The following is a 25,721-nucleotide window of genomic DNA, read 5'->3' on the forward strand; positions in this document are numbered from 1 at the left end:
ATGTTGCGCGGTGGCTGGCAGCGTTTTAGTAGCAGTGATTGGGGATGGCGGTCAGCAGTGGGTGTGCTTAGCCTATTGATCAGCTGTCCTTTATGGGCCGACTTTGGCCGGGTGGGCCAGCTCCAGGAAAAGGGGTTTGCCGTCAGCGCCGAGGCGCGTTTGCTGAATGCCGATGCGGCACCGCTGGCAAGCATTGAGCCGATGAGCCAGCTTTCCCCGGCATCGGTTACCAAGGCGTATCTGGCCGCTGCTGCGTTGGAGCGCTTTGGCCCCCAGCATCGGTTTACCAGTCAACTGATCAGTTCCGGGCGCGTACAGGATGGCGTGTTACGCGGCGACCTGATTTTCGAAGGCGGCGGTGACCCCGGCCTCACCACTGAAGATATCTGGCGTTTGGTGCAACGGTTGCAGCAAGCAGGCGTGCGTCAGGTCGAGGGGGCCCTGGTTGTCAACCAGTGGCGCTTTGGCCCCGTGGACTGCATCACCACAGACCGTTGCGATGCGCTGACGCGCGTCGCCAATGCCTATAGTGCCCCGCTGTCGTCGGCAGGGGTGAATTTCGGTAGCTGGTGTGCCAACGTCGCACCGGCGTCGGCGCCCGGTAACCCAGCGCGTATATCGCTGTGCGACAGCCAGTCGTTGGGCGCCACGATTGACAATCGAGTGGTCACCAAGCCCGATAATAGCGGCACCGAGATCAGCGCCGAACGGATCACCAACGCTGACGGTGATGTCTTTCGGTTGAGCGGGCAGATATCGACCAATGCCCGGGCGCGGGATGTCTATCGTGGTGCCGGAGATGCCGCCGAGGTCACCGCCGAGGTACTGCTGGACATGCTCCGGCAGGCAGGGATCAGCGTACGCGATGGGTGGCGACTTACCTCGCTACGGCCGCCGGGTGATGCACAGCGCCTTGCCGCGGTGGATAGCAAGCCGTTGCAGGAGTTGCTACTGCGCATCATGAACTATTCGAATAATTACATGGCCGATGTGCTGGCCCTCAACCTGGTGGAGCCTCCCCAGGCACAACTTCGCGAAGCAGGGTTGGCATTGGAGCATTATGCCGAGAGCCTGCCGGGGCACGGGCCGCTGACGCTATACAGCGGTAGCGGGCTGACCACCGAAAACCGCACGTCGGCACATGGCATCAATGTGATGCTGACCGAGATGTTCCATGAAAGCGCGCTGTTTCCGAGTTTCATCGCGGCCTTTCAGTCACCCGCCAATGGCGTGATGCGTTTTATCCGGCGCGGTTCCGATACCTTTCAACACAACGTCATGTTAAAAACCGGTACGCTTAATCAGCCCTTCGCCGTGCGCGCCGCTGCGGGCTACTTTCGCACGGCACAGGGGCGCTGGGGGGTATTCAGCGTGCTGGTCAACGGCAATGCCAGTACACCTTACCTGAACTGGTCGCAGGTGCTGGATCCGCTGACCAAAGATCTTGAAGCCATGATACTCGCCAATTGATGACGTTATTTTTGAGGCAATTGCCATGAAACCAGGGCATACCGGTTTGACGCATTTAGCGCACTCTACGCGCTACTCATGGAAAGGGTTGAAAGCGGCGTTCCGCAACGAATCCGCGTTTCGTCAAGAGGTAACGATTACCGCCATTCTACTGCCGCTGGCCTGGTGGATAGGCGAGGGCCCGGTGAGCTGGCTGTTATTGATCGGCAGCTGCTTTTTCGTATTGGTCGTCGAGTTGCTTAATAGCGCCATTGAAAACGTCGTTGACCGTATCGGCACCGAACATCATGAGCTGTCCGGGCGGGCCAAGGACATTGGCTCGGCCGCCGTGATGCTGTCGTTGATACTCGCGGGGCTCACCTGGGGACTGTTAGGCTGGCAGAAGTTCATCGGCTAACGTATGAAGATTCCAGGGCAGCGAGGTCATTATGCAACTCAATGAAGCGTTTTTACCGTTCGATACCTTACCCAAAGCGCTTCAGCCGGTGACGAAGCAAGCATGGCAGCGGCTGTGTGAGGCGCTTTCCCAGGCGGATAATGTGGCCGATATGACCGACCAGCCACGGCCATCCGCTGAGTGGCAGTCGCTGTCTGCTGAACGTCGCCAGGCCCTTTTGCGCGTGCTTTCGATCTCGAGCTTTGCCCTCGATACGCTGATCCGTTATCCCGACTGGCTGGCGACGCTTGACAGTGGTGGAGAGCTGGATATCGCGCCCTCCCGCGAGGACCAGGCCCAGTTGTTAGCCAGCGCGCTGGAAAATGCCGACGACGAGGACGCCATGCACCGGGCCCTTCGCCGCTTCCGGCGTGCGCGTATGCTGGGTATCGTTTGGCGAGACCTCAACCGGCCGTCGGGCTACACCATGTGGGATACCGCCCACGCGGTCTCCCGACTGGCAGAAATGTGTCTTGAAGCGGCGCTTGGCTGGCTCGAACAGTTTTATGCCCCGCGCTGGGGGCTGCCAGCCCCCACGCGTGATGGCGAGCCGCAGCGGCTAATAGTGCTTGGCATGGGTAAGTTGGGGGCTGGCGAGCTGAACCTGTCCTCGGATATTGACCTGATCTTTGCGTTTGCTGAAAACGGCGAGACCCAGGGCGGTCGCAAGCCGCTTGAGCACCAGGAGTACTTCACCAAGTTGGGCCAGAAGCTCATCGCTGCGCTGGATGCCATGACCGCCGATGGCTTTGTCTTCCGTGTGGACATGCGCCTGCGCCCGCTGGGCGATGGCGGGCCCCTGGTGGGCAGTTTTGCGATGCTTTCCAGCTATTACCAGGATCAGGGCCGCGAGTGGGAGCGCTATGCAATGCTGAAAGCGCGTCCTGTCGCGGGGGATCTGGATGCGGGTGAGGCCTTGCTGGCCGGACTGCGCCCCTTTGTATACCGCAAGTATCTGGACTTCGGTGCCATTGAGTCCCTGCGCGAACTGAAAGCGATGATCAACCGCGAGGTGAAACGCAAAGGCATGCAGCAAAACATCAAGCTCGGGCCGGGCGGTATCCGTGAGGTCGAGTTTGTGGTGCAGGCGTTTCAACTGATTCGCGGTGGGCGTGACACCGAGCTTCAGGTGGCTTCCTTGCAGACGGCACTGACACGCTTGCCAGCGCTTGGACTGTTACCGCAGGAAGTGGTGGATGATCTGCTGCCTGATTACGCCTTCCTGCGCGATATCGAGCACGTCCTGCAGGCCCTGGAAGACCGCCAAACACAAACACTGCCTGGCGACGAAACGGATCGTGAACGGGTCGCGTTTGCCATGGGTCATGAGGACTGGCCAAGTCTCGTGCACCAGTTGGAGGAGGCTCGCGAACGCGTCCGTCAGCATTTCGACGCGGTGATTGCCGAGCCAGAAGACGAGGTGGAAAACGAAAGCGATGAGCAGACCCCGGGGCTCGGGCAGTGGCGGCTGCTGTGGCGCGGTGAGCTGGAGCAGGACGAAGCCCTGGAACGCCTTGAGGAAGCCGGGTTCCAGTCGCCTGACAAGACACTCAAGCGACTGTCCCGCCTGTATCATTCGCGTCAGGTGCAAAGCATGCAGCGGATTGGCTTTGAGCGGCTGGATGCGCTAATGCCCCTGCTGCTGGACGCCCTGGCCGACAATGACACGCCGGATACCGCGCTTTCGCGCGTTCAGCCCCTGATCGAAGCGGTCCTGCGGCGCACGGCATACCTGGCCTTGCTGCGTGAAAATCCCCATGCGCTGGAGCATCTTATGCGTTTATGCGCGGCGAGTCCCTGGATCGCCGAGCAGTTGGCGCGCTACCCCATTCTGCTGGATGAATTGCTGACCCCCGATACCCTCTATACGCCGGCCGATAAAGACCGGCTGGCGGATGAACTGCGCCAGACTCTGAACCGGCTTCCCGAGGATGACGAAGAAGCGCAACTCGAAGCGCTACGGGTCTTCAAGCATGCCCAGACGCTCCACGTGGCAGCCTCGGATATCGCAGGCACCCGGCACTTGATGAAAGTAAGCGATTACTTAACTTACATCGCCGAGGTGATCCTGGATGCCGTGCTGGCGATGGCCTGGAAGCATCTCGCCGCCAAGCATGGTGTACCCAGCGGCTGTGATTCCCGCGAGCCTGCGTTCTTGATTTTGGGTTACGGCAAGCTTGGTGGAATCGAGCTGGGCTATGGGTCCGACCTGGATCTGGTGTTTCTCCACGATAGCGATGGTCAGGGCGCCACCGATGGCCCGCGGCCCATCGATACGCCGGTATTTTTTACCCGCCTGGGCCAGCGGATTATTCATCTGCTCACGGCGGTGACGCCGGCGGGCAGCCTGTATGAGGTCGACATGCGGCTCAGGCCTTCGGGTAATTCCGGCCTGTTGGTCACCTCGCTTGCCGCCTTTGCCGATTATCAGCGCCAGCACGCCTGGACCTGGGAGCACCAGGCGCTGGTTCGCGCACGGGTGGTGGCCGGCAACGCATCGTTGGCAGACAAGTTTGATCAGCTGCGCGGTGATATTCTGGGGCGCCAGCGGGATACAGCCGCCTTGCGGGGAGAGGTGGTCAATATGCGTCAAAAAATGCGCGATCATCTTGCTACCAAAAGCGGGGGAGATACTTTCAATCTCAAGCACGACGCCGGTGGCATGGTGGATATCGAGTTCTTCTGTCAATACGCGGTGTTAGCGCTTGCTAACCAGACACCGTCACTCCTGACCTATAGCGATAACATCCGTATTTTAGAGGCTCTGGCAGAGAGTGGGCACTTACCCAGGGAGGAGGCGGAACAGCTTCGGGACGCTTATCTTGCGTACCGGAGCGCGACCCATCGGGCCGCGTTGACCGGTGACAAAGCGGTGGGGCTTGCCGCTGACTACGCCGAGCACCGTAATGTCGTCACGACATTGTGGCAGCGTTTTCTGGCGCCTTAATGCAGGGATACGAATGGCGATAACACGGCAGGTAAACAGCACAGAGGTGCGCGATGATCGGTAATATCCTCGGCACCTTGCTGCCCGTTTTTCTGATTGCCGGGGCGGGGGCTGCCTATGGGCGGTTTCGCACGCCGGATATTCGCAGTTTAAACACCCTGAACATGGAGCTGTTTGTCCCGCTTCTGGTGTTCGCGGTACTGGCCGACCGGCAGGCCCCATTGGCCGATTACGCCTGGCTGGCAGGTGCGGCCGTAGCGGTTGTGCTGGGCTCAGGGGTGTTGTTGTGGCCGGTTGCACGCTGGCTGGGTCTGGATATCAAAACCTTCCTGCCGCCGATGATGTTCAACAACTCCGGCAACATGGGCGTACCACTGCTGGTCCTGGCATTCGGTGAGGAAGCGCTTCCGGCGGCGGTCGTGGTCTTTATTGTCGAAATGCTGCTGCACTTTTCGGTGGGGCTTTACATGCTCAACCCGCGCACATCGCTTTGGCATTTGTTGCGCATGCCGATTGTGGCAGCCAGCCTGGCGGGTTTGGCCGTCAACGTGAGCGGGCTGCCATTACCCGAATGGTTGCTGGAGGCAATGAACATGTTGGGCGGGGTGTGTATCCCGTTGATGCTGTTTGCGCTCGGGGTGCGGCTACTGGATGTCGATTTCAGCGACTGGCGTACCGGCCTGCTCGGCGCCTTGCTGTGCCCGCTGTCGGGGCTTGTCATTGCGCTACCGCTGATTGTGATGCTGCCGCTGAATAGTCTTCAGGCGGCTGTTTTGCTGGTATTCGGTGCGCTACCGCCAGCCGTGCTGAATTACCTGGTCGCGGAGCAGTATCGACTGTCGCCGCACAAAGTGGCTTCAATCGTGTTGATTGGTAACTTGGGCAGCCTGGTCGTGATGCCGCTGACCCTGGCGGCTGCCTTTATCTGGCTTCATGCTCCCCAATAACGCCAGCTGCCGTGAAAAAGGGGCATTCAAGCTATCTGACATCGTCAGTTTTTCTTTTCCGTTTCACTTTTGATTTCGTACTGCCCTTCAAGCACATCCCGGTGACGAGTGCCTGAAGAAGGCTCAGAGTGATTGCCGCCAATGTCATGGGCCTGTTGGGCGCGCATCTGCTCCATGCGCTTTTTCATCTTGTGGCGGACAAACGGCATCATGGCCCAACCGGCCAGCAGGAAGAAAAACCCTAGCACGATGCCGACAATCATCAACATGCCAAATGCCAGCCAGGTGAAAAGCAGCTTTAAGCCACCCGCGACGCCATTGGGTTGAGTCCGTGTCGCCCGGGCACGCCATTGGTGGGCAGCCTGCCAGGCGGCATTACGTTGATCACGATTCATGTGGGGCATGCAAGCCTCCCTCGTTTGGTGACACTGATTTGAACACACTGGTCAAGGAGAGTTCAGTCTGCCTGGCTTGGCAATAACGTTAAAACTGCTTTCCATGCAGAGCGAGAGCGCAGGTGTTACGCTCCCCTGTACCTTAACGAGCGCCCTTCAGCAGGGGCTATACGGCAATCCCGGAGCAAGGTCGGCGTTCATCGCCTCGACGCTGATCATTTTCGGCCTGGTGGTGGCCGGCGCATTAAGCACTGAGGGTATCTCTCCCATGAAGGGTAACGACTGATGGTCAGGCAAACGCGGCACGGAGCCACTCGGCGAGCGTCCAAGGGGGCTGTCTTCGACCGCTGGTTAGACCGAGCCGTCTGTGTCGCCGTCACGATGGCGCTTGTCATCGGGCTTGCCGCCGTTATCGCGCATTGGTGGTTTTAAGCCGTCCGCGGGCGGGTTTCGATGCGGTTTCGGCCCAGATGCTTGGCGTGATAAAGGTGCTGATCGGCCTGGGCCAGTAGCGCCGCTGGGCTGATTGTCGTCTGGGTAGATGTGCTGGCGACCCCCATGCTGGCGGTCAAGTGGGTATGCGTACTCGAGTAGGCGTGAGGGATGGCCAGCGAAAGCACGGCCTGGCTTAAACGCTGGGCGACCTCAAGCGCGGTGTCTTCATCTTTATTGGGCAAGACGCAGACAAATTCCTCGCCGCCATAGCGTGCCAGCAGGTCGTGGGCCGGGTCGATGCAGTTATTCAGCACCTGTGCCACCGCACGAAGCGTGTCATCACCCATGGCGTGACCGTAATGGTCATTGAATTCTTTGAAGTTGTCGATATCGATAAAGATAATCGAGAATGGTTGGCCACGTTGCTTGGCGCGTTTCCACTGTTGCTGATAAAACAGGTCAAAATGCCTTCGGTTGGCAACGCCGGTCAGCCCATCAATATGCGACAGGTGGTGGAGCTGGTCGCGTTGGTCCAACCCTTGTTGAAAGGCCTGCAACAAGTGGTCGAGGCTGTCGACCAAATGCCCCAGCTCGTCATGACGATGGCCTCGCAACTGCGGTTTATCCCACTCGCCCGGGCGTTCGGGGTCGGCATGGGTGATAGCGTCGTGGACCTTGAGCAGGGGCCGGGTAATAAAATAGTGGAAAAAGGCAATAATCAACAGGCTGAGTATAAAGGCTTCCAGCACGCTGGACCCAACGACGGAGATACTTCGATCGAGAAATTGTTGGGTTAGGCGCTGCTCGTCAAGCCGAAGCTCGACCTCGCCTACCTCGGCTTCAGGTAAGTCGGCGGCCACGTAATAATTAAGCGGAATCCGATAATGCAGCATATCGCCAAACAGTCGTTGGCTTAGCCAACTCGTTTCAACTGCCTCGGTGGGAGCAAATGCGGCCAAGGGGCTGCCGAAATCGTCGCGGATGGCGACTTCGGCAATTTCGTTATCGCTGAATAACCCATAGGCAATCTGGTGGGCCAGATCAGGGTTTAACTGAAAAGCAGCTTCGGCGGCCGCTCCCTTGACGATAGCCAACTGCTGTTCGACACGCTGGGCGGCGCTCTGGCGCATCGACAGGGCGTGATTGAACAGCTCCACACTGCCTGCGATAACGCTGATCAAGATAGCCAGCAGCAAGGTGAGCAGCGCTTGCTTGGACGTCAGACTACCCGAGCGCAACGGTAGGGATGTTTTATTCATGGCGCGAAACTCCGCGTGTCTCGCCAAGGGTAGGAAGGTTATGCTGTAGCCGCTTGATCAGATCCTTGGACACGCTGGTATGACAGGCAAGGTACAGCGGCGCTCGATAAAACGTAAAGAGATGACTCAGCGCCACGTTTTTGGCGTTGGCCAGAAACTCGCCGGTTGCCTTGCCGGTGACGATGACATCGACAAGGCCCGCGTTCAAACGGGCCAGGTTTTCGCGTTCATTTGGAGCGCGCAGCACGTCAATCCCCTGCGCAGCGACATGATTACCCACCGCATCTTCGCGGAAGCTGCCCACGCGAAAGTCAGCCAGCTCTTGTATTGAGCTCGCCTTGATATCCTGGCCCGCCAGGCTGAACGCGGCCCACTCATTGATCGCCAGTGGCCCCGCCCAGCGAAAGAGAGCCTCGCGTTCGGCGGTGCGGGTGGTGGAGTAAACGCAGTTTTGCTCGCGCAGGCGTGCAGCGGTGTAGGCCCTGGCCCAGGGAAGTAGCCGAAACTCCGCGTCAATATCCGCCGCGCGCAAGGCCTCGCGCAGCAACTGGGTGGCGCTACCTATGATCTCTCCTTGCTCACTTGGGTAATTGAAGGGCGGGTAATCTTCGGTATTGATGATCAGCGGCGCCGCACTGAGTGGCTGGCTAAGGGCCAGCAATAAGGTTCCAAGGAAAGACCGCCAGCCTGACGAGATACGTTGTTTTAACGTCTTAGTCCGCATAACGGATGGCCTCGCTTTGTCCAGCACGAACGTCCTCCAGGGCCTTCTGCAGGCGATTAACCAGGCCTTGATCCGTGGCGGGGTTGATAGCAAAGTATAAATCCGATTCGCTTAACGTATGCACGGCCGTTAATCGACTGGCGTCAATGCTTTCCCGGGTGGCGATCCAGCGCGCTACCTCATCACTATAGGCCCATAAATCGACACGCCCACGACGTAACATGTGCAAGGCGCTACGGTTATCGATGGCTGGGCGAAGTAACTCGGCCGGGTAGTCGGCTTCTTGCAGCGCTTGAGCGCCAATATCTTCACGGATCACCGTGATGCTTAACCGTTTGTCAATCGCCTCTTCCAGCGAGCTGAGCCGAGCGACCTGATGATCCCAGGTCAACAACACGACCCGGTCGCGAGCAATGGGGCCGACCCATTTGAAGTGTGCTTCCCGGGCAGGGGTACGGGTGGTCGAAAATAACGCCGTATTGGGTTCGTTTTGTGCCAACTCGTAGCCGCGTACCCAAGGGTAGTAGATAATATCTTCACGCTTGAAAGGTGTGTCAGCCTGCTCGAATATTGACTCAAGCAGCGTGACCGCTCGACCTTCCAACTGACCGGTCTGTGGGTCCAGATAGTTATAGGGCGGGTACTCCTCGGTAACAAGGGTCAGCGACGTCAGGTCAGAAGGCGAACCGTCAGCCAATGCCAAGGGGGCAAGCAGGGTCGCTAGCCCTGCTAGCCACCGCCTGACGATCGGCTTTCGACGATAACTCCCTGCCCCCGCTTCCTTCATTTACTAACGTCCCTGTTATTAGATGATCAATCAAACTTAGAGCAAGCCGCCGCGACTGTCACCTCTATTCTTCCAACGATAGGCGTGTCGCTTGTACGCCAACCTGATACGCTTGGCATCTTGTTAGCAGGTGAGAGACATCATGGTGCACGCTCAACCTACCCAAGCGGCTTCAGACTTCGCTTCGCGTCGTGAAATTTTTGGCTGGGCGATGTTCGATTTTGCCAACCAAGCCTATACATTGCTGATTATCACCGTGGTGTTCGGCGAATTGTTTACCACTGTGATCGTCGGCGACCGCGGCGATAACTTTAGACTTGCCAATCTGCTGTGGAGTCTTGCCCTTGCCACCAGTTACCTGTTGGTGGTGGTTACCGCACCGCTATGCGGCGCGATCATGGATGAGCGGGCAGAGAAGAAACGCTTTCTGCTGTTCAGCTATCTGGCCACCGTTGCGACGACCGCCATGCTGTATTTTGTGGCGCCAGGCTACGTGGTCCTTGGACTCATCCTGATCATCATTTCGAATTATGCCTACTCGATGGGGGAGTCATTTATCGCGGCCTTTTTGCCTTCACTGGGTCCTCCTCAGTCGCTGGGTAAGATTTCCGGGTTTGGCTGGGCGCTGGGTTATATCGGCGGGCTCTTTGCGGCGGGTTTTACTCTGGTGGTGCTGGGTGAAGCAAGCGCCGACAACTTCGAGCGCATTCGCTGGGTAGGCCCCTTCGCTGCCGGGTTTTTCCTGGTGGCCGCCATACCGACTTTCTTATGGCTGAAAGAGCGGGCAACGCCGCAACCCCATCGCGGATCCTACTGGCATACGGCGCGTCGGCGCGTCACGGCTACCTTTCATGACCTGAAGTATTTCAGGGATCTGTCAGTGTTTCTGGTATCGCTGCTGTTTTCGATGGCAGGGGTGTACATCATCATCGCCTTTGCCTTTATTTACGGCGCCCAGGTGATTGGTTGGGAAGCAAGCGTGCGCAATATCATGTTCATTATTGTGCAAATTACGGCGGCCGCGGGGGCGTTAGGCTTTGGCTGGATTCAGGACCGGCTGGGTGCCAAGCGTACCTATCAGATCACCCTTGGGCTGTGGATCGCCGCCATTCTGGCGATCTGGCTGACCCCGGAGTTCACCGACTGGGTTAATCAGGCGACTGAGTGGCAATGGCAACCCCAGTATGTCTTCTTGTTCGTGGGGTGTTTAGCCGGGCTAAGCCTGGGTTCCAGTCAGTCGGCGAGCCGTGCCCTGGTCGGCTTATTCTCGCCAACGACCAAGTCAGCGGAATTCTTTGGCTTTTGGGGGTTGGCCAACAAGCTGGCTGGTGTCATCGGGATTGTACTGCTGGGAGGGCTGCAGGCGCTGGTTGGTCTTCAGGCATCCATCCTGCTGTGCGCGGTATTGTTTGGCGTGGCGATGCTGATTTGCGCCAGGGTCAACGAAGCGCGTGGACGCCAAGCAGCCCTGAACTGGCAGGCATCCCCTGGGTAGCTTGTGTCAGCTGTAGCTATATGCTTAGCTGCACAATCATGGATCCCGATACAAGGAGTTAATATGGGCATTGAAGTTGGTGGATTACTGGGGCTTATCTGGCTCGTCATCATCGTTTGGGCCATTATCAAGGTAGCGAAAAGTACCGCGGGTGGTCTGGCCAAGTTACTGTGGATACTGGTGTTGCTGTTTTTTCCACTGGTGGGTTTTATCGTTTGGTTGCTGCTGGGGCCGAAAGGATAGTACCGCGTTACTGATGACGGCGATATGAATAAGGCAGGCCCCGGGCCTGCCTTATTAGGTAACTGGCTATCGATTAATGGCGATCAGCTTTGTTCTTCACCGGGAGGCGCCTTGTAATGCCCGGGGATTTTAAGTTTCTCACCGTTAGGCAGATCGCGCACCTGGGTGGGTACGTAAACGCGTTTGATGACACTTTTGGGTTTGTCACTTCCCATGACCGTCTCCTCCTGTCAGGTTGTCGACAGCGTAGTCACTTACATTAGCTGTCGATGTGGCAAGAATCAAGCAGCGGCTTTTGGGTAAAATGGTCAAGAAACGTGCAGATTGTGTCGCCTGACAAGCGCTTGGCCACTTTTGAGGTATTCTGTTAATAAACATAAACAGCCTGCTTTTGCGTGGGGTAAGCAGGCGATAAGACACATAGCTTACATGGAGTTGACAACTAGGATGGTGGATCACTTAGAAGAACAGTTTCAGACGCTTGGAAGTCAAGAATCGCACAAGCCTGATTATCCCGAAAAGGATCATATCCTCATCATCGAAGATGATCAGCGCCTGGCTGAGCTGACCCGGGATTATCTGGAAGCCAACGGCTTTCAAGTCACCTTGGAGGCTGATGGGGCTAAGGGGGTGGATCGCATTCTGACACTGCAGCCGGATCTGGTGATTCTTGATTTAATGCTGCCCGGGGAAGATGGCCTGGCGATCTGTCGTCGCGTGCGGCCCAACTTTGCGGGGCCGATCATGATGTTGACGGCACGTACTGACGATCTGGATCAGGTGTTGGGGCTGGAAATGGGCGCAGACGACTATGTGCCCAAGCCTGTTCAGCCCAGAGTACTCTTGGCCCGCATGCGGGCGCTATTGCGACGTGCCGATGGGCCCGCCTCTGAAGGCGAGATACGCCTGCGTTTCGAGAACCTGGAAATCGATAATGCCACCCGTGAAGCCTGGCTGTCGGGGGAGCGCATCGATTTGACCAGCGCGGAGTTTGACCTCTTGTGGCTGTTGGCACGCAATGCCGGGCGTGTACTCACCCGTGAAGAGATTTTTAATGATCTGCGCGGGATCAAATACGATGGACAGGATCGCTCGATCGATGTGCGGGTGTCACGTATTCGCCCCAAGATTGGTGATGACCCCAACCAGCCCCATCGTATCAAGACGGTACGTAGCAAGGGTTACCTGTTTGTGAAAGACAGCTAAGAAGGACAGCCACATGCGGCGGGTTCTCAGCCACGGCTCGTTTTTACGCTTTTATCTGCTGCTGGGTGCCGCGCTGTTAATGGTGTTTTTAATTGCCCTGGGCGGGCGCGCCTTTATCGAGCAGGTCAGCCGTGAGGATTATCGCGAGGCATTAGCGGCGCTGCCGATGTCGTTAATGGCGGAGCAGCTCGCCGACGGTACGCCCCGCGAACGCCAGGCGAAGCTGGCGGGTTGGGCCGAGCAGCTCAATATGCAGCTGACCCTTGTGCCGCTGGAAGACGCATCCCTGAGCTATTTCGAGCGCGCCCGTCTGGAGCGGGGGAAAGTACTGGTGGCGACCTCCCCCTGGCGATTACAGCGCCGCCTGCCTGACCAACCCTGGCTGTTACAGGCCGACTTCCCTTACTGGAGCGAGCGACAGTGGCACACCACCATAGAGATGCTGGGTGCCTGGCTGTCGCCGCTTGATGGTAGCGAACGCCGTGAGCGGCTGGGTGCACTGGAGCAGGGTAGCTGGCCACTTTCGCTGACCGCCCGCCCGCCTGCTGCGTTGAGCGATGCGCAGCGTCGCCAGCTCGATCGCGGCGAGGTGGTCACGCGGTTACGCGGTGAGCAGCTGTCGATCAGTTTCGTCTATCAATTGCCCGATGGTTCCCAATGGCTTGAAGCCGGCCCTACCGCCGGGAGCTCTGACCTGCCACTCGATCTTCAACTGCCGTTATTGATGGCCCTGATGGTCGTGCTGGCGCTGATTATCTATCTGGTGATGCGCAGTATCGAGTCGCGCATGGCACGTCTTGAGCTGGCGGCGACAAGGATTGCCAGCGGCCGCCTGGAAACCCGCGTCAAGGTCGAAAGCGGCGACTTTCTGGGGCGCCTGGGCATGGCGTTCAACGGCATGGCCAATCAGGTGCAGTCGCTGTTGCGCGGCCAGCAGGAGATGATTCGCGCCGTGTCCCACGAGCTGCGAACGCCGGTAGCCCGTATCCGGTTTGCCGTGCAAATGGTCGAGGACATGACCGACCAGCCCGCGATACGGCGCCAGCTTCAGGGTATCGATACCGATATTGCCGAGCTGGATGAGCTGATCGATGAAATTCTCACCTATGCCCGGCTGGGGGGGGAGACGGTCAACGGCGCCGAGCTGGAAACCTCGCTGGTGGAATGCCGGGCGATGGCCGAGCGGGTGATCGACGCGCTTTCGCCGCTCCATGAAGGCTTGTCGATAACCCTGGCGCCGGGGCCTGACATCGAGCTGCTGGCGGAGCCCCGCTATCTTCAGCGCGCCTTGCAGAACCTGGTCAGTAATGCCTGTCGCCATGGTCAGTCCAGGGTGGTGATTGGGCTTTGGGATGAACCCCACCTGGTACGTATTGATGTGGAGGACGATGGGCCGGGGATTCCAGCCGATGCGCGGGCCGACGTGTTCAAACCTTTCGCCCGCCTGGACGATAGCCGTGCGCGCAGTTCGGGAGGCTACGGGCTGGGGCTGTCGATTGTGCAAAAAGTCATGGCAGGCCACGGCGGTAGCGTCACCGTGGATACCAGTCCTTCCCTGGGGGGCGCGCGGTTTACGCTACTGATTCCGCGTCGCGAGTCGCCGGTTTGATGCCGTTGAGGACGGCAAACGACGTTTCCTGTGCGGTGCGTAAGAAATCCTGCATCCAGGGCGCCTCAAGCGTTTCCTCGCGGACGGCGGCATACAGCGTACTCCACACGCCCTGCTCGCCAAGCTTGACGGCACTTACATAGTCGCGTTCTAGGTACTCCGAGAGCGCCCAGTTAGGCAGTGCGCAGACCCCACGGCCGCTGGCGACAAGCTGCATCATCATGATCGTTAGCTCGGCGGTGCGGATTTCCCGGGGGCGCACATTGGCGGGTGTCAGAAATTGGCTAAAGACGTCAAGCCGTGACTGCTCGACCGGGTAGGTGATCAGGGTTTCATCGGCAAGTGCCTCGGGCGTCACGAAGCCCTGGCTGGCAAGCGGATGCTGCCGGGCAACCGCAAGCAATCCTTCGTAGCGGAACAGCGGCGCGTAGTGAACCCCCTCGATGGGCTGCGGATCCGCCGTGATCACCAAGTCGAGCTGTTCGCGCGCCAGCGCGGGCAGCGGGTCAAAATGGTGGCCGCTGGGGATATCGATCTCGACCTCGGGCCAGTGATCGCGGAAGTAGTCCACCGTGGGCATCAGCCACTGGAAGCAGCTATGGCACTCAATGGCCATGTGCAGCCTGCCCATTTCGGTCCCCACCATGCGGGCCAGGTCGCGCTCTGCCTTGCGGACTTCGGGCAGAATCTGGTCGGCGAGGGCCAATAGACGCAGTCCGGCGCGGGTGAACTCAACCGGCCGGGTCTTGCGCATGAACAGCGGGCTATCCACTCGGCTCTCAAGGTCCTTCAACTGATGGGACAGCGCAGACTGGGTGAGGTGGATCCGCTCGGCGGCTTCTACCAGAGACCCTGTCTCACGCAGCGCCAGCAGGGTGCGCAAGTGGCGTAATTCAATCATGGTGAAATTTATTCATTCTCAGTATTAGAAACTTTAGTTTGATTCACTTTTTGTGGATACCCAGACTAAGTGAAATCATTCACGTTGCAAGGTTTCATCATGACAGTTTCTCATATCCTCGGCTATCCCCGAATTGGTGCTCAGCGCGAGCTTAAAAAAGCCACCGAAGCCTACTGGCAGGGCGAGTGTTCCCGCGAAGCACTTGAACAGACCGGCCGCGACTTGCGTTTGCGCCATTGGCAAGCGCAGCAGGCGGCGGGACTCGATCTGGTCAGCGTGGGGGATTTCGCGTTTTACGACCAGGTGCTCAATGTATCGGTACTGTTAGGCGCGGTGCCCGAGCGCTTCAAGGCGGCACAGGAAATCGCGGCGGGTGACATTGACCTGGACACCACCTTTCGCATGGCGCGGGGGCGGGCGCCCAGCGGCGAACCGGCGGCTGCCTGTGAAATGACCAAGTACTTTGATACCAACTACCATTATCTGGTCCCGGAGCTGCACGAAGGGCAACGCTTTACCCTCGCCTCCAACCGACTATTCGACGAAGTCGACGAGGCACTGACCGCGGGATTTACCCCCAAGGTGACCCTGACCGGACCGCTCACCTGGCTTTGGCTGGGTAAATCCCCAAGCGGCGAGCTGGACAGGTTGACGCTGCTGGACAGCGTTCTGGACGTTTACTGCGAAGTGCTGGCACGCCTTGCCACTCAGGGTGTCGAGTGGGTTCAACTGGATGAACCGGCGCTGGTGCAGGACTTGCCCCTTGCCTGGCAGCAGGCCTTTGAGCGCGCCTATCACCGCTTGCAGTCCGCTCCCGTGGAGCTGATGGTGGCCAGTTACTTTGGTGGTCTGGGTGACAACCTGTCGGTGGCGACCCGGCTGCCGGTGGATGGGCTGCACATTGACGCCGTCTGCGCGCCTCAGCAGGTAGACAGCGTGATTGATCGACTGAGCCCTCACCAGGTGCTATCGGTGGGGGTTGTCGATGGCCGCAATATCTGGCGCGCTGACCTGGCGGCGCTGAGAGAGCGCCTGCTGCCGCTCAAGGTTCGCCTGGGTAAGCGGCTCTGGCTGGCGCCAAGCTGCTCACTGCTGCACGTGCCGGTGGATCTGGCCCAGGAAACAGACCTTGATGAGGCCTTGGTCAGCTGGCTGGCCTTTGCCCGCCAAAAGCTCGACGAGGTGGTTTGCCTGGCCCGGCTGATCGATAATCGCGCCACCGACCTTGATGAGCAGCGCTTGAAGGCAGCAACGCAAGCGTTGGATGAGCGGCGCGAATCAGGACGCATTCATCGGCCAGCCGTCGGTGCCCGGGTTGCTGCCATCACGGCCGAAGACAGTCAGCGTCACGCCCCCTATGCCGAGCGTGCCGTGGCCCAGCGGCGGGCCCTGAACCTGCCCCTGTTGCCGACCACGACGATTGGCTCCTTCCCGCAAACCCCCGCTATCCGAGCGGCGCGTCGCGCCTTTAAAGCGGGTGAGATAAGCCAGCCTGACTACGAGGCGCGCATGCGCTCGGACATTGCCTACGCGGTCGAGCGTCAGGAAGCCTTGGGTCTGGATGTGCTGGTTCACGGTGAGGCCGAGCGCAATGACATGGTGGAGTACTTTGGTGAACAGCTGGACGGCTTTGCCTTTACCCGTTTTGGCTGGGTGCAAAGCTATGGCTCGCGGTGCGTCAAGCCGCCGATCATTTTTGGTGACGTGACCCGTCCGGACGCCATGACCGTGCCCTGGAGCACGTATGCGCAAACGCTCACCGACAAGCCCATGAAAGGCATGCTGACCGGCCCGGTAACCATCCTGCAATGGTCCTTTGTGCGCGATGATCAGCCGCGGGACGCCACTTGTCGGCAGATTGCGCTGGCGCTGCGTGACGAAGTGCAGGATCTGGAGCGCGCCGGTATCCGGATCATTCAAATCGACGAGCCCGCCCTGCGCGAAGGCTTGCCGCTACGCCAGCAGGAATGGCAGGACTACCTGGACTGGGCAGTGACGTGTTTCCGGTTGACTGCCTCAGTCGTCGACGATAGCACGCAGATTCACACCCATATGTGCTATTCGGAGTTCAACGACATCATTGGCGCCATTGCGGCGCTGGATGCCGACGTGATCACCATCGAAACGTCACGCTCGAACATGGAATTGCTGGACGCCTTTCAGGACTTTGCCTACCCCAATGAAATGGGGCCAGGTGTTTATGATATCCACACGCCGAATATTCCCGACGTGGCGTGGATGGTCGATTTGCTCGAAAAGGCGCTGGAAAAGATTCCCGCCGAGCGGCTGTGGGTCAACCCGGACTGCGGCCTGAAAACCCGCACCTGGGCCGAGGTGGAACCGGCCCTGGCCAATATGGTCGAGGCAGCCCAGCAGATACGTCAGCGCTATACGTAAGCGGACCGTTAACCCCGGCCTGGTGCCGGGGTTTTTGCACTGGGCTAGCTTTTGCTGGCGTAGGCGTAGAGCAGGGTTTCCTGGGCGCTGATGGCATCCCCGCTGCCAGGGTCTTGCAGGTGGTAGCTGCCGTCGCTTTGCAGCAGCCAGCTTTGGCAGTTGTCGACCAGGTAGGTTTCCAGGTCCTTGCGCACCCGCGTGGCCAGCTTTTTATCCAGCAGCGGAAAGCAGGTTTCCACCCGGTGGAACATGTTGCGCGACATGAAGTCGGCACTCGAACACCAGGTCTCCGGCTTGCCGTCGTTGTGGAAATGGAAAACCCGCGTGTGTTCCAGAAAACGGCCAATGATCGAGCGGACACGGATATTGTCCGACACCCCTGGCAGGCCGGGTTTAAGACAGCACATGCCACGGATGATCAGGTCGCATTCCACACCCGCCTGGGAGGCGCGATAAAGCGCCTTGATCAGTTTCGGCTCGGTGAGCGAATTGCACTTGATAATGATATGGGCCCGCTTGCCCTTGCGGGCGACCTGGGTTTCACGGTCGATCATTTCCATGAGCCGCTCGTGCAGGGTAAACGGCGCGTGGAGCAGCGTGTCGATCTTGCGCGCGCGCCCCATCCCCGACAGCTGCTGAAACACCCGGTGCACGTCGGCGCAAAGCGCCTTGTTGGCGGTCAACAGGCTGTAGTCGGTGTACAGCTTGGCGGTCTTCGAATGGTAGTTACCGGTACCCAGATGCGCGTAGTGGCGGAGCTCGCCCTGCTCGCGGCGCACGATGTGCAGCATCTTGGCATGCGTCTTGTAAGCCATGATGCCGTAAATCACGATGGCACCGGCTTCCTGAAGGCGCGATGCCAACTGCAGGTTATCGGCCTCGTCGAAGCGAGCGCGCAGCTCGATCACCACGGTGACTTCCTTGCCCTGGCTGGCCGCGTCCACCAGTGCGCTGACAATCGGCGAATCGGCGCCGGTACGGTAGAGCGTCTGTTTGATGGCCAGCACATTCGGGTCGCGGGCTGCTTCGCTGAGCAGGTCCTCGATGGGCGAAAACGACTGGAAAGGGTGGTGCAGTAGCACGTCCTGCTTGGCGATGGCATCAAACAGGCTGCCGCCTTTCAGGGCTTTGGGGATCCCGGGCGTGTATGGCCGGTAGAGCAGCTCCGGACGGTCAACATCGCCAAGTACGGCCATCATCCGGGTCAGATTGACCGGGCCTTGCACGCGGTAAAGGTCGTCAGCTTCAAGGCTGAACTGGCGCAGCAGGAAGTTGGTCAGGTCGTCCGGGCAGTTATCGGCCACTTCCAGACGTACGCCACTGCCATAGCGGCGAGCCAAGAGCTCGCCACGCAGCGCGGAGGCCAGGTCGGAGACCTCTTCCGGGTCGACGCTCATGTCGGCGTTGCGTGTCAGGCGGAACTGGTAGCAACCGCGCACCTTCATGCCGGGAAACAGTTCTTCGGCATGGGCATGAATCATCGACGACAGGAACACATACTCGGTATAGCCCTCGCTACACAGATGCTTGGGAAGTGCCATGAGGCGTGGCAGCGAGCGGGGCGCGGGGAGAATCGCCATCCCCCCGGCGCGTCCAAAGGCATCCTTGCCCTCCAGCTCGACGATAAAGTTGAGGCTTTTGTTCACCAGCCGCGGAAAGGGATGCGAGGGGTCCAGCCCGATGGGGCTGATGACCGGCATGATGTCGTTGTTGAACAGCTCTTGGACCCAGTCTTTTTGCGCCTTGGTCCATTGGTCGCGGCGACGGAATCTTAGCCCCTGCGCTTCTAGAGCAGGCAACAACGTATCGTTGAGAATCTGATACTGACGGACGATTTGCGCATGGGCAATGTCGGAAATTTCGGCCAGCACCGCTCTTGGCAGCCGCCCGTCGGCACCCGTTGTATCGTCACCCAAGGCAATCTGGTGCTTAAGTCCGGCCACACGAATTTCAAAGAACTCATCCATGTTGGATGAAAAAATCAGCAAGAACATCAATCGGTTGAGCAGCGGGTGTGCTTCATCCAGCGCCTGCTCCAGCACACGGATATTGAACTGCAGGTGGGAGAGCTCTCGATTGAAGTAAAGCTGGGGGTCGTCCAGATCGGTCTCAGGCAGCGCTTCGCGGGCCTGAACGCCCGTGGGCGTGCGGTTGACGCGAAGCGTGGACATCTCGCTGTCGCTACCGTCATGGTCATGGCGCGGATAGGGCGAGTTATCGGTGACCTGGTCGTCCATGGTAGCTGCCTCCGGCGTTAGTCGTCTCTGAGCATATCACTGCCTGATACGCATCTGTTAACGCAGTATGGCGGAGGAAGATGACAAAGACGTGTCACGGCATTGTCATCTAGGCCATGTCGGCCTCAGCCACCCAGGATCAACGCGTATTCGTCAGCAGTCGTGCGGCGTCAAGGGCAAAATAGCTCAGAATACCGTCAGCCCCGGCGCGCTTGAAACACATCAGGGACTCCAGAATGACCGTGTCAGCATCCAGCCAGCCATTGTCGAAAGCGGCGCGATGCATCGCGTATTCGCCGCTTACCTGGTAGGCGTAGGTGGGGACGCGTAATTCGCTTTTGACACGTCTGACAACGTCCAGATAGGGCATTCCCGGTTTGACCATGACCATATCGGCGCCCTCGGCAAGGTCCATCGCTACCTCATGAAGCGCCTCGTCGCTGTTGGCCGGGTCCATCTGGTAAGTCCGCTTGTCGGCCTTGCCCAGGTTGGCGGAGGAGCCCACAGCGTCGCGGAAAGGGCCGTAGTAGTGCGAGGCATACTTGGCACTGTAGGCCATGATGCGCACGTTGTGCAGATGCTCCTGTTCAAGCACCTGGCGGATAGCGCTGATACGCCCATCCATCATGTCGGAGGGGGCAACGACATCGGCACCGGCTTCGGCATGGGAGAGCGCTTGTTTGAGCAGGGTGTCGACGGTGCGGTCGTTAAGCACGTAGCCGTTTTCGTCGATAATGCCGTCCTGACCGTGGATGGTGTAAGGGTCCAGGGCGACGTCGGTGATGATACCCAGTTCCGGGAGCGCCTCTTTGAGTGCGCGCACGCTGCGCTGTACCAGGCCATTGGCGTTGTACGCCTCTTCGGCGAACTCGGTTTTCTGTTCGCCGCCGACGACCGGGAACAGCGCAATCGCGGGAATGCCCAGGGCGTGCGCCTCGCGTGCCTGCTCGATCAAGAGGTCAATGGATAGCCGCTCGACGCCTGGCATGGAGGCGATGGCCTCGCGCTGCTGGCTGCCTTCAAGAACGAAGACCGGTAGAATAAGATCGCCGGTCGTCAGCGTTGATTCGCGCATTAAACGGCGGGAGAAATCGTCGCGACGCATGCGTCGCAGACGCGTCGCGGGAAAGTGACGAGGGGTAGGTGTACTCAACGGTATTCTCCACAAAAACTCGAAAATGAGGCTATCTGCCGCCCTTGACCGAGTATATCAGCCCTGACCTGCATCGAAAGCCGTCTTGTGGTGCGATTAAAGACTGACTAAAGTGGCGCAAACGCTGCTGAACGAGCAGGCCCTGCACAAGGAGAAAAGCATGACCAAACAGGTAGCCGTGATTCTTGCTGGCTGCGGTGTATACGACGGGTCGGAAATTTACGAAACCACCCTGACGCTACTGCGCTTGGACCAGTTGGGGATAGGATATCGCTGTTTTGCCCCGGATATCGAGCAGCACCATGTGGTCAATCACCACACCCAGGAGGCCAGCACCGACGAACGCCGCAACGTGCTGGTGGAGTCCGCTCGCTTGGCGCGCGGTGATGTGAGTCCGCTGACCGAGCTGGCCGCCGACGAGTTTGACGCCGTGATTGTGCCCGGCGGCTTCGGGGTGGCCAAGAACCTGTCTGATTTTGCCAGTGCTGGCGACAGTATGGAGGTATTGGAATCTTTCAAGGAGGTGCTGTCAGGCTTTCGCGACGATGCCAAGCCGATCGGCCTGATCTGTATTGCACCGGTGTTGGCGACGCGTTTACTGGGCGATGGCATTGCCGTGACGGTGGGAAATGACCCTGGCGTATCCGGTGCCATCAGTGCCATGGGCGGCCTGCACCGCAGCTGTAGCGTCGAAGATATCGTGGTCGACCTGGAGCACCGTGTGGTCACCACGCCTGCCTACATGCTGGCAACGCGGATCAGCGAAGCCGCCACCGGTATCTTCAAGCTGGTCGATCGGATTGATGACATGATGGGCTGATCCGTTGGGGCCATGCCCTGCCGGATCGCTTTATAGACTGACCCGCCGCTGCCTTCAGGCAGCGGCGGGTTATTTTATTCCTCGCCTGGCTCCTCAGCGGCTTTTTCCGCACGCCGCTTGCGGACCAGACGGCCAAACAGCAGGCCAACCTCGTAAAGCAGGTACATGGGGATGGCCAGCAGGCTTTGCGAGATAACGTCGGGTGGCGTGAGCACCATGCCAATCACGAAACAGCCCAGGATAATATACGGGCGTTTTTGGGAGAGGCTTTCGACCGTGGTGGCGCCGGATAGAATCAGCAAAAAGGTGGCGACCGGAATTTCAAACGCCACGCCAAAGGCAAAGAACAGCTTCAGCACGAAGTTCAGGTACTGATTGATATCCGTCATGACCGTGATGTTTTCCGGCCCTGTCTGGGTGAAAAACGCAAACAGCAACGGAAACACGACGTAATAGGCAAACGCCGCCCCGGCATAGAACAGCAGAATGCTGGAGACCAGGATCGGAATTGCCAGGGCTTTCTCGTTATCGTAAAGCCCTGGTGCGATAAACGACCAGGCCTGATGCAGCACGAACGGCACCGCAATGAATAGCGCGGTCACCAACGTCAGTTTGAACGGCGCAAGAAAGGGGGAGGCCACTTCGGTCGCGATCATTTGCGACCCCGGGGGCAGCAGTGCCATCAGCGGTTCTGCCACGAAAAGATAGATGTCGTTCGAGAACGCATAAAGCCCGAGAAAGATCACCAGAATCGCAATAACGGCCCGCATCAGTCGCGAGCGTAGCTCGATCAGGTGCTCGATTAACGGCGCTTGTTTCTGATCATTGTTGGGCTCCTGCGAATCACCAGAGGTACTCATGGGTGCTTGCTGTCCTTGGTAGATGACTCGGCGTCGGCCGACGCGGGTGCTTTCTCACGGACGGTTTCCAGCGCTTCATCCAGATGCGAGGCGGCACTGGCGGCACGCTTTTCCGTCGCTTCCGATGTATCGCTGGAGGGGGGCGTTGACTTTTCGGGGTCGTCCGCTATCCGTTCTACGTCATGCTTGGCTTTACGAAGGCTGTCATCGAGCTTTTTCTGCTGGTCGGAGAGCGTTTTACGCAGATCTTCCGCTTCGAGCTGGGCGCTGATTTCGCGCTGCATGCCCGAGACGGTGCGCTTGATCTTGCCGACCCACAGGCCTACCGTGCGCGCCGCGCGCGGCAGGCGTTCCGGACCCAGTACCAGTAGCCCGACAACGCCAATGACCAGAATTTCAAAAAAGCCAAAATCGAACATGGCTTATTTGCGCTCGTCGTGATTATCAGCTGCCTGCTTGTCTTTCTCTTCGGCCTGAACGTCGTAAGTGTTACCGGCCTCATCGTGACGAACTTTCGCCTGGGGCTGGTCGTCTTCCTTCTTGTCGGCATCCTTATCGTCCTCATGGACGGCTTTCTTGAAGCCTTTTACCGCACCGCCCAGGTCGGTACCGACGTTGCGTAGCTTTTTCGTGCCGAAAACCAGGATGATGATGCCTAGTACAATCAGCAACTGCCAAATACTGATACCACCTAACATATGCGTGTCCTCGTGATGGGGCTGTGTTGTAAAGCCTGAAAGCTATTGTGGGCGTGCCGCTTTTTCGTCGTGGCCGGAAATGCCGAAACGGCGCGCCAATTCGTTGAGTACATCCTGATGATCCAGGTCCAGATGCGACAGCATCACCAGGCTATGAAACCATAGGTCGGCGGTTTCGGCGACCAGTGCCTGTCGTTCGTCAAAGCTGCCATGTTCGGCGTCTTTGGCGGCGAGCAGTGTTTCGGTGGCTTCCTCGCCGAGTTTTTCGAGTATCTTGTTCAATCCCTTGTAATGCAAGGAGGCAACATACGAATCGTCCGGTGACGCGTGCCGACGTTGGCGTAATACGTCGGCGAGCGCATCAAGCACAGGTGCATTATTGGGGGTGGAAGGCGTCGTGTCCATGGGGATCCTCGGGTTCTTGAACTATTGCCATACCAGCAGCAGTAGACCGATGGCGGCGGCCACCAGCACCGGCCATTGCTGACTGCCTGCCCATTGGCTCAGGGGCTGCCAGGCCAGCGCCAGGCCCAACAGCACCAGGCCAATACGCAGGCGATGCTGGCGTTTGCCCTGGCGAGCCATTTGCTGTCGCATGTCGCTGATGGCAGAGGTCTGCTGGTGACGCTGGCGGTGCTCGTGCTCCATGCGGCTGAGCGCCTGATGCGCCAGTACCGGTAGCTCGGGTAACTGGTGCGACAGTTCAGGTGCCTGACGTTTCAGCGAGCGCCATAGGCCGCCGACACCTGCCCGTTCTTTCATCCACTGCTCGAGATAGGGCTTGGCCGTGCTCCACAGGTCCAGATCAGGGTAAAGCTGCCGACCCAGGCCCTCGATATTGAGCAGGGTTTTCTGCAGCAGTACCAGTTGGGGCTGTACTTCCATATTAAAGCGCCGCGCGGTCTGGAACAGCCCCAGCAAGACCTGGCCGAAGGATATATCTTTCAACGGTTTTTCCAGGATCGGTTCGCACACCGTGCGAATCGCCGCTGCAAACTCATTGGCGCGGGTGTTTTCGCCCACCCAGCCGGACTCGATGTGCAGCGCGGCGACTTCGTAATAGTCCTGATGGAAAAACGCCAGCAGGTTGCGGGCCAGGTAATCCTGGTCCTCCCGGGTAAGGCTGCCGACAATGCCGCAGTCAATGGCGATATATTGCGGATCTTCCGGGTTATCGCAGTTGACGAAGATATTGCCGGGGTGCATGTCGGCATGGAAGAAATTGTCGCGAAATACCTGGGTAAAGAAGATTTCCACGCCGCGTTCGGCGAGTTTCTTAAGGTTGGTGCCGTTGGCCTTGAGGGTGTCCAGGTCGGCAACGGGCACACCGCGAATACGTTCCTGAACCATGACGTGGCGGCGGGTGAACGGCCAGTAGATGGTCGGCACGAACAGCAGCGGGGAGTCTTTGAAGTTGCGCTTGAGCTGCGAGGTGTTGGCGGCTTCCTTGTACAGGTCAAGCTCGTCGAACAGCGTGGACTCGTAGTCTCTGATGACTTCCACCGGGCGCAGGCGGCGCGCTTCGGGTACCTTGGCGAGCAACTTGGCCACCTGGTACATCAGCGCCATGTCCTGACGCATGATGCGGTCGATGCCGGGACGAATGATCTTGACCACCACGTCTTCGCCGCTATGCAGCTGGGCGACATGAACCTGCGCAATGGAAGCCGAGGCCAGAGGCGCCGGGTCGAAGAACGCAAAGGCATCGCTGAGCGACATGTCGAGTTCTTTTTCCACCCGGGTCACGGCGTGCTCACCCGGAAAGGGCGGCACCTGGTCCTGCAAGCGCTTGAGTTCGTCGGCGATGTCTTCGGGCAACAGGTCGCGCCGGGTGGAAAGCATCTGGCCGAATTTGATAAAAATCGGCCCCAGCGTTTCCAGCGCAAGGCGAAGGCGCTCGCCACGGGAACGCTGGCCGATGGGCAGTAGGCGTAGCGGCGAGAACCACAGCAGGAAGCGCAGCCACCAGGGCAGGCGATCAAGCGGCAGGAGCGTATCCAGACGGTAGCGGGCGATTACCCAGCTGATGCGAAACAGCCGCAAACTCATTGGCGCGCTCCTGCTCGCAGCCGTCGGTCGAGGCGCTTAAAGCGGGCCTCCAGGCGGTCAGTCGCCACCTCGAGGGCAGTCAACTGGTCGCGTAATACATCACGCTGCTGTCGGCCGGGCAGCAGGCGGGCTTCTTCAAACACGTACTCGGCGACGTCCTGCACCAGCTCGTCCCTGGTACGCAGACCCCAGTCAGCCGCACGCCGCACGCCCTCGGCCAGCGAGTGGGCAGGCGTATCCCCAAGCCAGCGTGCCAGTTCGTTTTCCCAGTCGAGATCCAGGTCGAGGAGCAGCGTGCGCGTCGCTTCCAGTAAATGCACCTGGCCGCGTATCGCCAGCTTGCCTTCAAACATCAGCTGCTCGACCGACGTGCCGCCAAGCCAGGCTGACAGGGTTTCGGGGGTCAGTTCCACGACGGCATCAGCGTGGCGTTCATCCAGATCGTCGGCGCGCAGCAGGTCGATCCCGGCGTCGTGATAATGAAGCACCAGGGCGAGCTGGGGCTGCTCGAAACGCACCAGCAGGCGACTCCCCGAAAGTCTGGCAAGCCTCGCGGGTGACGCCGGGTCACGGGCAAGCAGGGCGTTCAGCGTGCGTTCACATCCGGCCAGCAGCAGGGTCGGGGTTAGCAGCATGCTGACCTCTCGGTGGTT

General features: G+C 59.1%; 24 protein-coding genes. 10 read left to right on the forward strand and 14 right to left on the reverse strand.

Going from position 1 to position 25,721, the window contains the following annotated elements:
- Genes dacB through NH395_RS03585 form a run of 4 tightly spaced genes read left to right on the forward strand, consistent with a single transcriptional unit; the run spans position 1 to position 5,800 of the window.
- Positions 1 to 1,470, forward strand: a complete 1,470-nt coding sequence (gene dacB / locus NH395_RS03570) for a D-alanyl-D-alanine carboxypeptidase/D-alanyl-D-alanine-endopeptidase (protein WP_253022480.1) — start codon at positions 1 to 3, stop codon at positions 1,468 to 1,470.
- Positions 1,471 to 1,495: 25 nt separating this feature from the next.
- Positions 1,496 to 1,867: a diacylglycerol kinase gene (locus NH395_RS03575; protein WP_066318244.1), complete on the forward strand. Its 372-nt coding sequence runs from the start codon at positions 1,496 to 1,498 to the stop codon at positions 1,865 to 1,867.
- 31 nt (positions 1,868 to 1,898) lie between these two features.
- Positions 1,899 to 4,853: a bifunctional [glutamate--ammonia ligase]-adenylyl-L-tyrosine phosphorylase/[glutamate--ammonia-ligase] adenylyltransferase gene (glnE, locus tag NH395_RS03580; protein ID WP_253022482.1), complete on the forward strand. Its 2,955-nt coding sequence runs from the start codon at positions 1,899 to 1,901 to the stop codon at positions 4,851 to 4,853.
- Positions 4,854 to 4,906: 53 nt separating this feature from the next.
- On the forward strand, positions 4,907 to 5,800 hold the full coding sequence (locus tag NH395_RS03585; RefSeq protein ID WP_253022484.1) for an AEC family transporter: 894 nt from the start codon (positions 4,907 to 4,909) through the stop codon (positions 5,798 to 5,800).
- A gap of 44 nt (positions 5,801 to 5,844) precedes the next feature.
- Here the strand turns inward: NH395_RS03585 and NH395_RS03590 are convergent, their stop codons facing one another.
- From NH395_RS03590 to NH395_RS03605, 4 genes are all read right to left on the reverse strand, one after another.
- Positions 5,845 to 6,204 (reverse strand): hypothetical protein, encoded by a 360-nt coding sequence (locus NH395_RS03590; RefSeq protein ID WP_253022486.1) that lies wholly within the window; start codon positions 6,202 to 6,204, stop codon positions 5,845 to 5,847.
- Positions 6,205 to 6,623: 419 nt separating this feature from the next.
- The gene (locus tag NH395_RS03595) at positions 6,624 to 7,889 is read right to left on the reverse strand and encodes a diguanylate cyclase (RefSeq protein WP_253022488.1); all 1,266 of its coding nucleotides are present in this window, start codon (positions 7,887 to 7,889) and stop codon (positions 6,624 to 6,626) included.
- Positions 7,882 to 8,550, reverse strand: coding sequence for a transporter substrate-binding domain-containing protein (locus NH395_RS03600; RefSeq protein ID WP_253022490.1), 669 nt, complete (start codon positions 8,548 to 8,550; stop codon positions 7,882 to 7,884). The genes NH395_RS03595 and NH395_RS03600 overlap by 8 nt, the downstream gene beginning before the upstream one ends.
- 52 nt (positions 8,551 to 8,602) lie before the next feature.
- Entirely contained in the window at positions 8,603 to 9,400 is a 798-nt protein-coding gene (locus NH395_RS03605) for a transporter substrate-binding domain-containing protein (RefSeq protein WP_253022492.1), read from the reverse strand.
- Between the two features lie 142 nt (positions 9,401 to 9,542).
- Here NH395_RS03605 and NH395_RS03610 point away from each other — a divergent pair, with 142 nt between their 5' ends.
- Entirely contained in the window at positions 9,543 to 10,895 is a 1,353-nt protein-coding gene (locus NH395_RS03610) for an MFS transporter (RefSeq protein ID WP_253022493.1), read from the forward strand.
- 63 nt (positions 10,896 to 10,958) lie between these two features.
- Positions 10,959 to 11,138: a PLDc N-terminal domain-containing protein gene (locus NH395_RS03615; protein ID WP_066318266.1), complete on the forward strand. Its 180-nt coding sequence runs from the start codon at positions 10,959 to 10,961 to the stop codon at positions 11,136 to 11,138.
- A gap of 83 nt (positions 11,139 to 11,221) precedes the next feature.
- On the opposite strand, the gene NH395_RS18355 is transcribed toward NH395_RS03615, so the two are convergent.
- Positions 11,222 to 11,353 carry a hypothetical protein gene (locus NH395_RS18355; protein ID WP_267886945.1) on the reverse strand — a complete coding sequence of 44 codons (132 nt, stop codon included), beginning with the start codon at positions 11,351 to 11,353 and terminating at the stop codon, positions 11,222 to 11,224.
- 232 nt (positions 11,354 to 11,585) lie between these two features.
- On the opposite strand from NH395_RS18355, the gene NH395_RS03620 reads away from it, so the two are divergent.
- Positions 11,586 to 12,344 carry a winged helix-turn-helix domain-containing protein gene (locus tag NH395_RS03620; protein ID WP_253022495.1) on the forward strand — a complete coding sequence of 253 codons (759 nt, stop codon included), beginning with the start codon at positions 11,586 to 11,588 and terminating at the stop codon, positions 12,342 to 12,344.
- Positions 12,345 to 12,357: 13 nt separating this feature from the next.
- Positions 12,358 to 13,953 carry an ATP-binding protein gene (locus NH395_RS03625; RefSeq protein ID WP_253022497.1) on the forward strand — a complete coding sequence of 532 codons (1,596 nt, stop codon included), beginning with the start codon at positions 12,358 to 12,360 and terminating at the stop codon, positions 13,951 to 13,953.
- Here the strand turns inward: NH395_RS03625 and NH395_RS03630 are convergent.
- Positions 13,916 to 14,854, reverse strand: coding sequence for a LysR family transcriptional regulator (locus tag NH395_RS03630; RefSeq protein WP_253022499.1), 939 nt, complete (start codon positions 14,852 to 14,854; stop codon positions 13,916 to 13,918). The two genes, NH395_RS03625 and NH395_RS03630, sit on opposite strands and share 38 nt — an antisense overlap.
- A gap of 99 nt (positions 14,855 to 14,953) precedes the next feature.
- Here NH395_RS03630 and metE point away from each other — a divergent pair, with 99 nt between their 5' ends.
- On the forward strand, positions 14,954 to 17,251 hold the full coding sequence (gene metE, locus NH395_RS03635) for a 5-methyltetrahydropteroyltriglutamate--homocysteine S-methyltransferase (protein WP_253022501.1): 2,298 nt from the start codon (positions 14,954 to 14,956) through the stop codon (positions 17,249 to 17,251).
- A 44-nt stretch (positions 17,252 to 17,295) separates the two neighbouring features.
- Here metE and ppk1 read toward each other — a convergent pair whose 3' ends face one another.
- Entirely contained in the window at positions 17,296 to 19,488 is a 2,193-nt protein-coding gene (gene ppk1 / locus NH395_RS03640; protein ID WP_253022503.1) for a polyphosphate kinase 1, read from the reverse strand.
- A 139-nt stretch (positions 19,489 to 19,627) separates the two neighbouring features.
- Positions 19,628 to 20,641, reverse strand: coding sequence for a porphobilinogen synthase (gene hemB / locus NH395_RS03645; protein WP_253022505.1), 1,014 nt, complete (start codon positions 20,639 to 20,641; stop codon positions 19,628 to 19,630).
- 160 nt (positions 20,642 to 20,801) lie between these two features.
- Between hemB and elbB the strand changes: the two genes are divergently transcribed.
- A complete protein-coding gene (gene elbB, locus NH395_RS03650) occupies positions 20,802 to 21,461 on the forward strand; it encodes an isoprenoid biosynthesis glyoxalase ElbB (protein WP_092826539.1) in 660 nt (219 codons plus the stop codon).
- Between the two features lie 74 nt (positions 21,462 to 21,535).
- On the opposite strand, the gene tatC is transcribed toward elbB, so the two are convergent.
- From tatC to NH395_RS03680, 6 genes are read right to left on the reverse strand one after another with little or no spacing between them, the layout of a single operon-like run.
- On the reverse strand, positions 21,536 to 22,321 hold the full coding sequence (gene tatC / locus NH395_RS03655; RefSeq protein WP_253022507.1) for a twin-arginine translocase subunit TatC: 786 nt from the start codon (positions 22,319 to 22,321) through the stop codon (positions 21,536 to 21,538).
- Positions 22,318 to 22,740, reverse strand: a complete 423-nt coding sequence (gene tatB / locus NH395_RS03660; protein WP_253022509.1) for a Sec-independent protein translocase protein TatB — start codon at positions 22,738 to 22,740, stop codon at positions 22,318 to 22,320. Before tatB ends, tatC begins: the two co-directional genes overlap by 4 nt.
- 3 nt (positions 22,741 to 22,743) lie before the next feature.
- A complete protein-coding gene (gene tatA, locus NH395_RS03665) occupies positions 22,744 to 23,019 on the reverse strand; it encodes a Sec-independent protein translocase subunit TatA (protein WP_253022511.1) in 276 nt (91 codons plus the stop codon).
- A gap of 42 nt (positions 23,020 to 23,061) precedes the next feature.
- Positions 23,062 to 23,424, reverse strand: coding sequence for a phosphoribosyl-ATP diphosphatase (locus tag NH395_RS03670; RefSeq protein ID WP_253022513.1), 363 nt, complete (start codon positions 23,422 to 23,424; stop codon positions 23,062 to 23,064).
- Between the two features lie 21 nt (positions 23,425 to 23,445).
- Positions 23,446 to 25,068, reverse strand: coding sequence for a ubiquinone biosynthesis regulatory protein kinase UbiB (ubiB, locus tag NH395_RS03675; protein ID WP_253022515.1), 1,623 nt, complete (start codon positions 25,066 to 25,068; stop codon positions 23,446 to 23,448).
- Positions 25,065 to 25,703 carry an SCP2 sterol-binding domain-containing protein gene (locus NH395_RS03680; protein WP_253022517.1) on the reverse strand — a complete coding sequence of 213 codons (639 nt, stop codon included), beginning with the start codon at positions 25,701 to 25,703 and terminating at the stop codon, positions 25,065 to 25,067. Before NH395_RS03680 ends, ubiB begins: the two co-directional genes overlap by 4 nt.
- Between the last annotated feature and the right edge of the window lie 18 nt (positions 25,704 to 25,721).

Source organism: Halomonas sp. Mc5H-6, from assembly GCF_024124705.1.
Lineage (GTDB): Bacteria > Pseudomonadota > Gammaproteobacteria > Pseudomonadales > Halomonadaceae > Vreelandella > Vreelandella subterranea.

Coding starts and splice junctions, on each gene's coding strand:
- dacB (WP_253022480.1), top strand. CDS start 1: ATGTTGCGCGGTGGCTGGCAGCGTTTTAGTAGCAGTGATTGGGGATGG.
- NH395_RS03575 (WP_066318244.1), top strand. CDS start 1,496: ATGAAACCAGGGCATACCGGTTTGACGCATTTAGCGCACTCTACGCGC.
- glnE (WP_253022482.1), top strand. CDS start 1,899: ATGCAACTCAATGAAGCGTTTTTACCGTTCGATACCTTACCCAAAGCG.
- NH395_RS03585 (WP_253022484.1), top strand. CDS start 4,907: ATGATCGGTAATATCCTCGGCACCTTGCTGCCCGTTTTTCTGATTGCC.
- NH395_RS03590 (WP_253022486.1), bottom strand. CDS start 6,204: ATGCCCCACATGAATCGTGATCAACGTAATGCCGCCTGGCAGGCTGCC.
- NH395_RS03595 (WP_253022488.1), bottom strand. CDS start 7,889: ATGAATAAAACATCCCTACCGTTGCGCTCGGGTAGTCTGACGTCCAAG.
- NH395_RS03605 (WP_253022492.1), bottom strand. CDS start 9,400: ATGAAGGAAGCGGGGGCAGGGAGTTATCGTCGAAAGCCGATCGTCAGG.
- NH395_RS03610 (WP_253022493.1), top strand. CDS start 9,543: ATGGTGCACGCTCAACCTACCCAAGCGGCTTCAGACTTCGCTTCGCGT.
- NH395_RS03615 (WP_066318266.1), top strand. CDS start 10,959: ATGGGCATTGAAGTTGGTGGATTACTGGGGCTTATCTGGCTCGTCATC.
- NH395_RS18355 (WP_267886945.1), bottom strand. CDS start 11,353: ATGGGAAGTGACAAACCCAAAAGTGTCATCAAACGCGTTTACGTACCC.
- NH395_RS03620 (WP_253022495.1), top strand. CDS start 11,586: ATGGTGGATCACTTAGAAGAACAGTTTCAGACGCTTGGAAGTCAAGAA.
- NH395_RS03625 (WP_253022497.1), top strand. CDS start 12,358: ATGCGGCGGGTTCTCAGCCACGGCTCGTTTTTACGCTTTTATCTGCTG.
- NH395_RS03630 (WP_253022499.1), bottom strand. CDS start 14,854: ATGATTGAATTACGCCACTTGCGCACCCTGCTGGCGCTGCGTGAGACA.
- metE (WP_253022501.1), top strand. CDS start 14,954: ATGACAGTTTCTCATATCCTCGGCTATCCCCGAATTGGTGCTCAGCGC.
- ppk1 (WP_253022503.1), bottom strand. CDS start 19,488: ATGGACGACCAGGTCACCGATAACTCGCCCTATCCGCGCCATGACCAT.
- elbB (WP_092826539.1), top strand. CDS start 20,802: ATGACCAAACAGGTAGCCGTGATTCTTGCTGGCTGCGGTGTATACGAC.
- tatC (WP_253022507.1), bottom strand. CDS start 22,321: ATGAGTACCTCTGGTGATTCGCAGGAGCCCAACAATGATCAGAAACAA.
- tatB (WP_253022509.1), bottom strand. CDS start 22,740: ATGTTCGATTTTGGCTTTTTTGAAATTCTGGTCATTGGCGTTGTCGGG.
- tatA (WP_253022511.1), bottom strand. CDS start 23,019: ATGTTAGGTGGTATCAGTATTTGGCAGTTGCTGATTGTACTAGGCATC.
- NH395_RS03670 (WP_253022513.1), bottom strand. CDS start 23,424: ATGGACACGACGCCTTCCACCCCCAATAATGCACCTGTGCTTGATGCG.
- ubiB (WP_253022515.1), bottom strand. CDS start 25,068: ATGAGTTTGCGGCTGTTTCGCATCAGCTGGGTAATCGCCCGCTACCGT.
- NH395_RS03680 (WP_253022517.1), bottom strand. CDS start 25,703: ATGCTGCTAACCCCGACCCTGCTGCTGGCCGGATGTGAACGCACGCTG.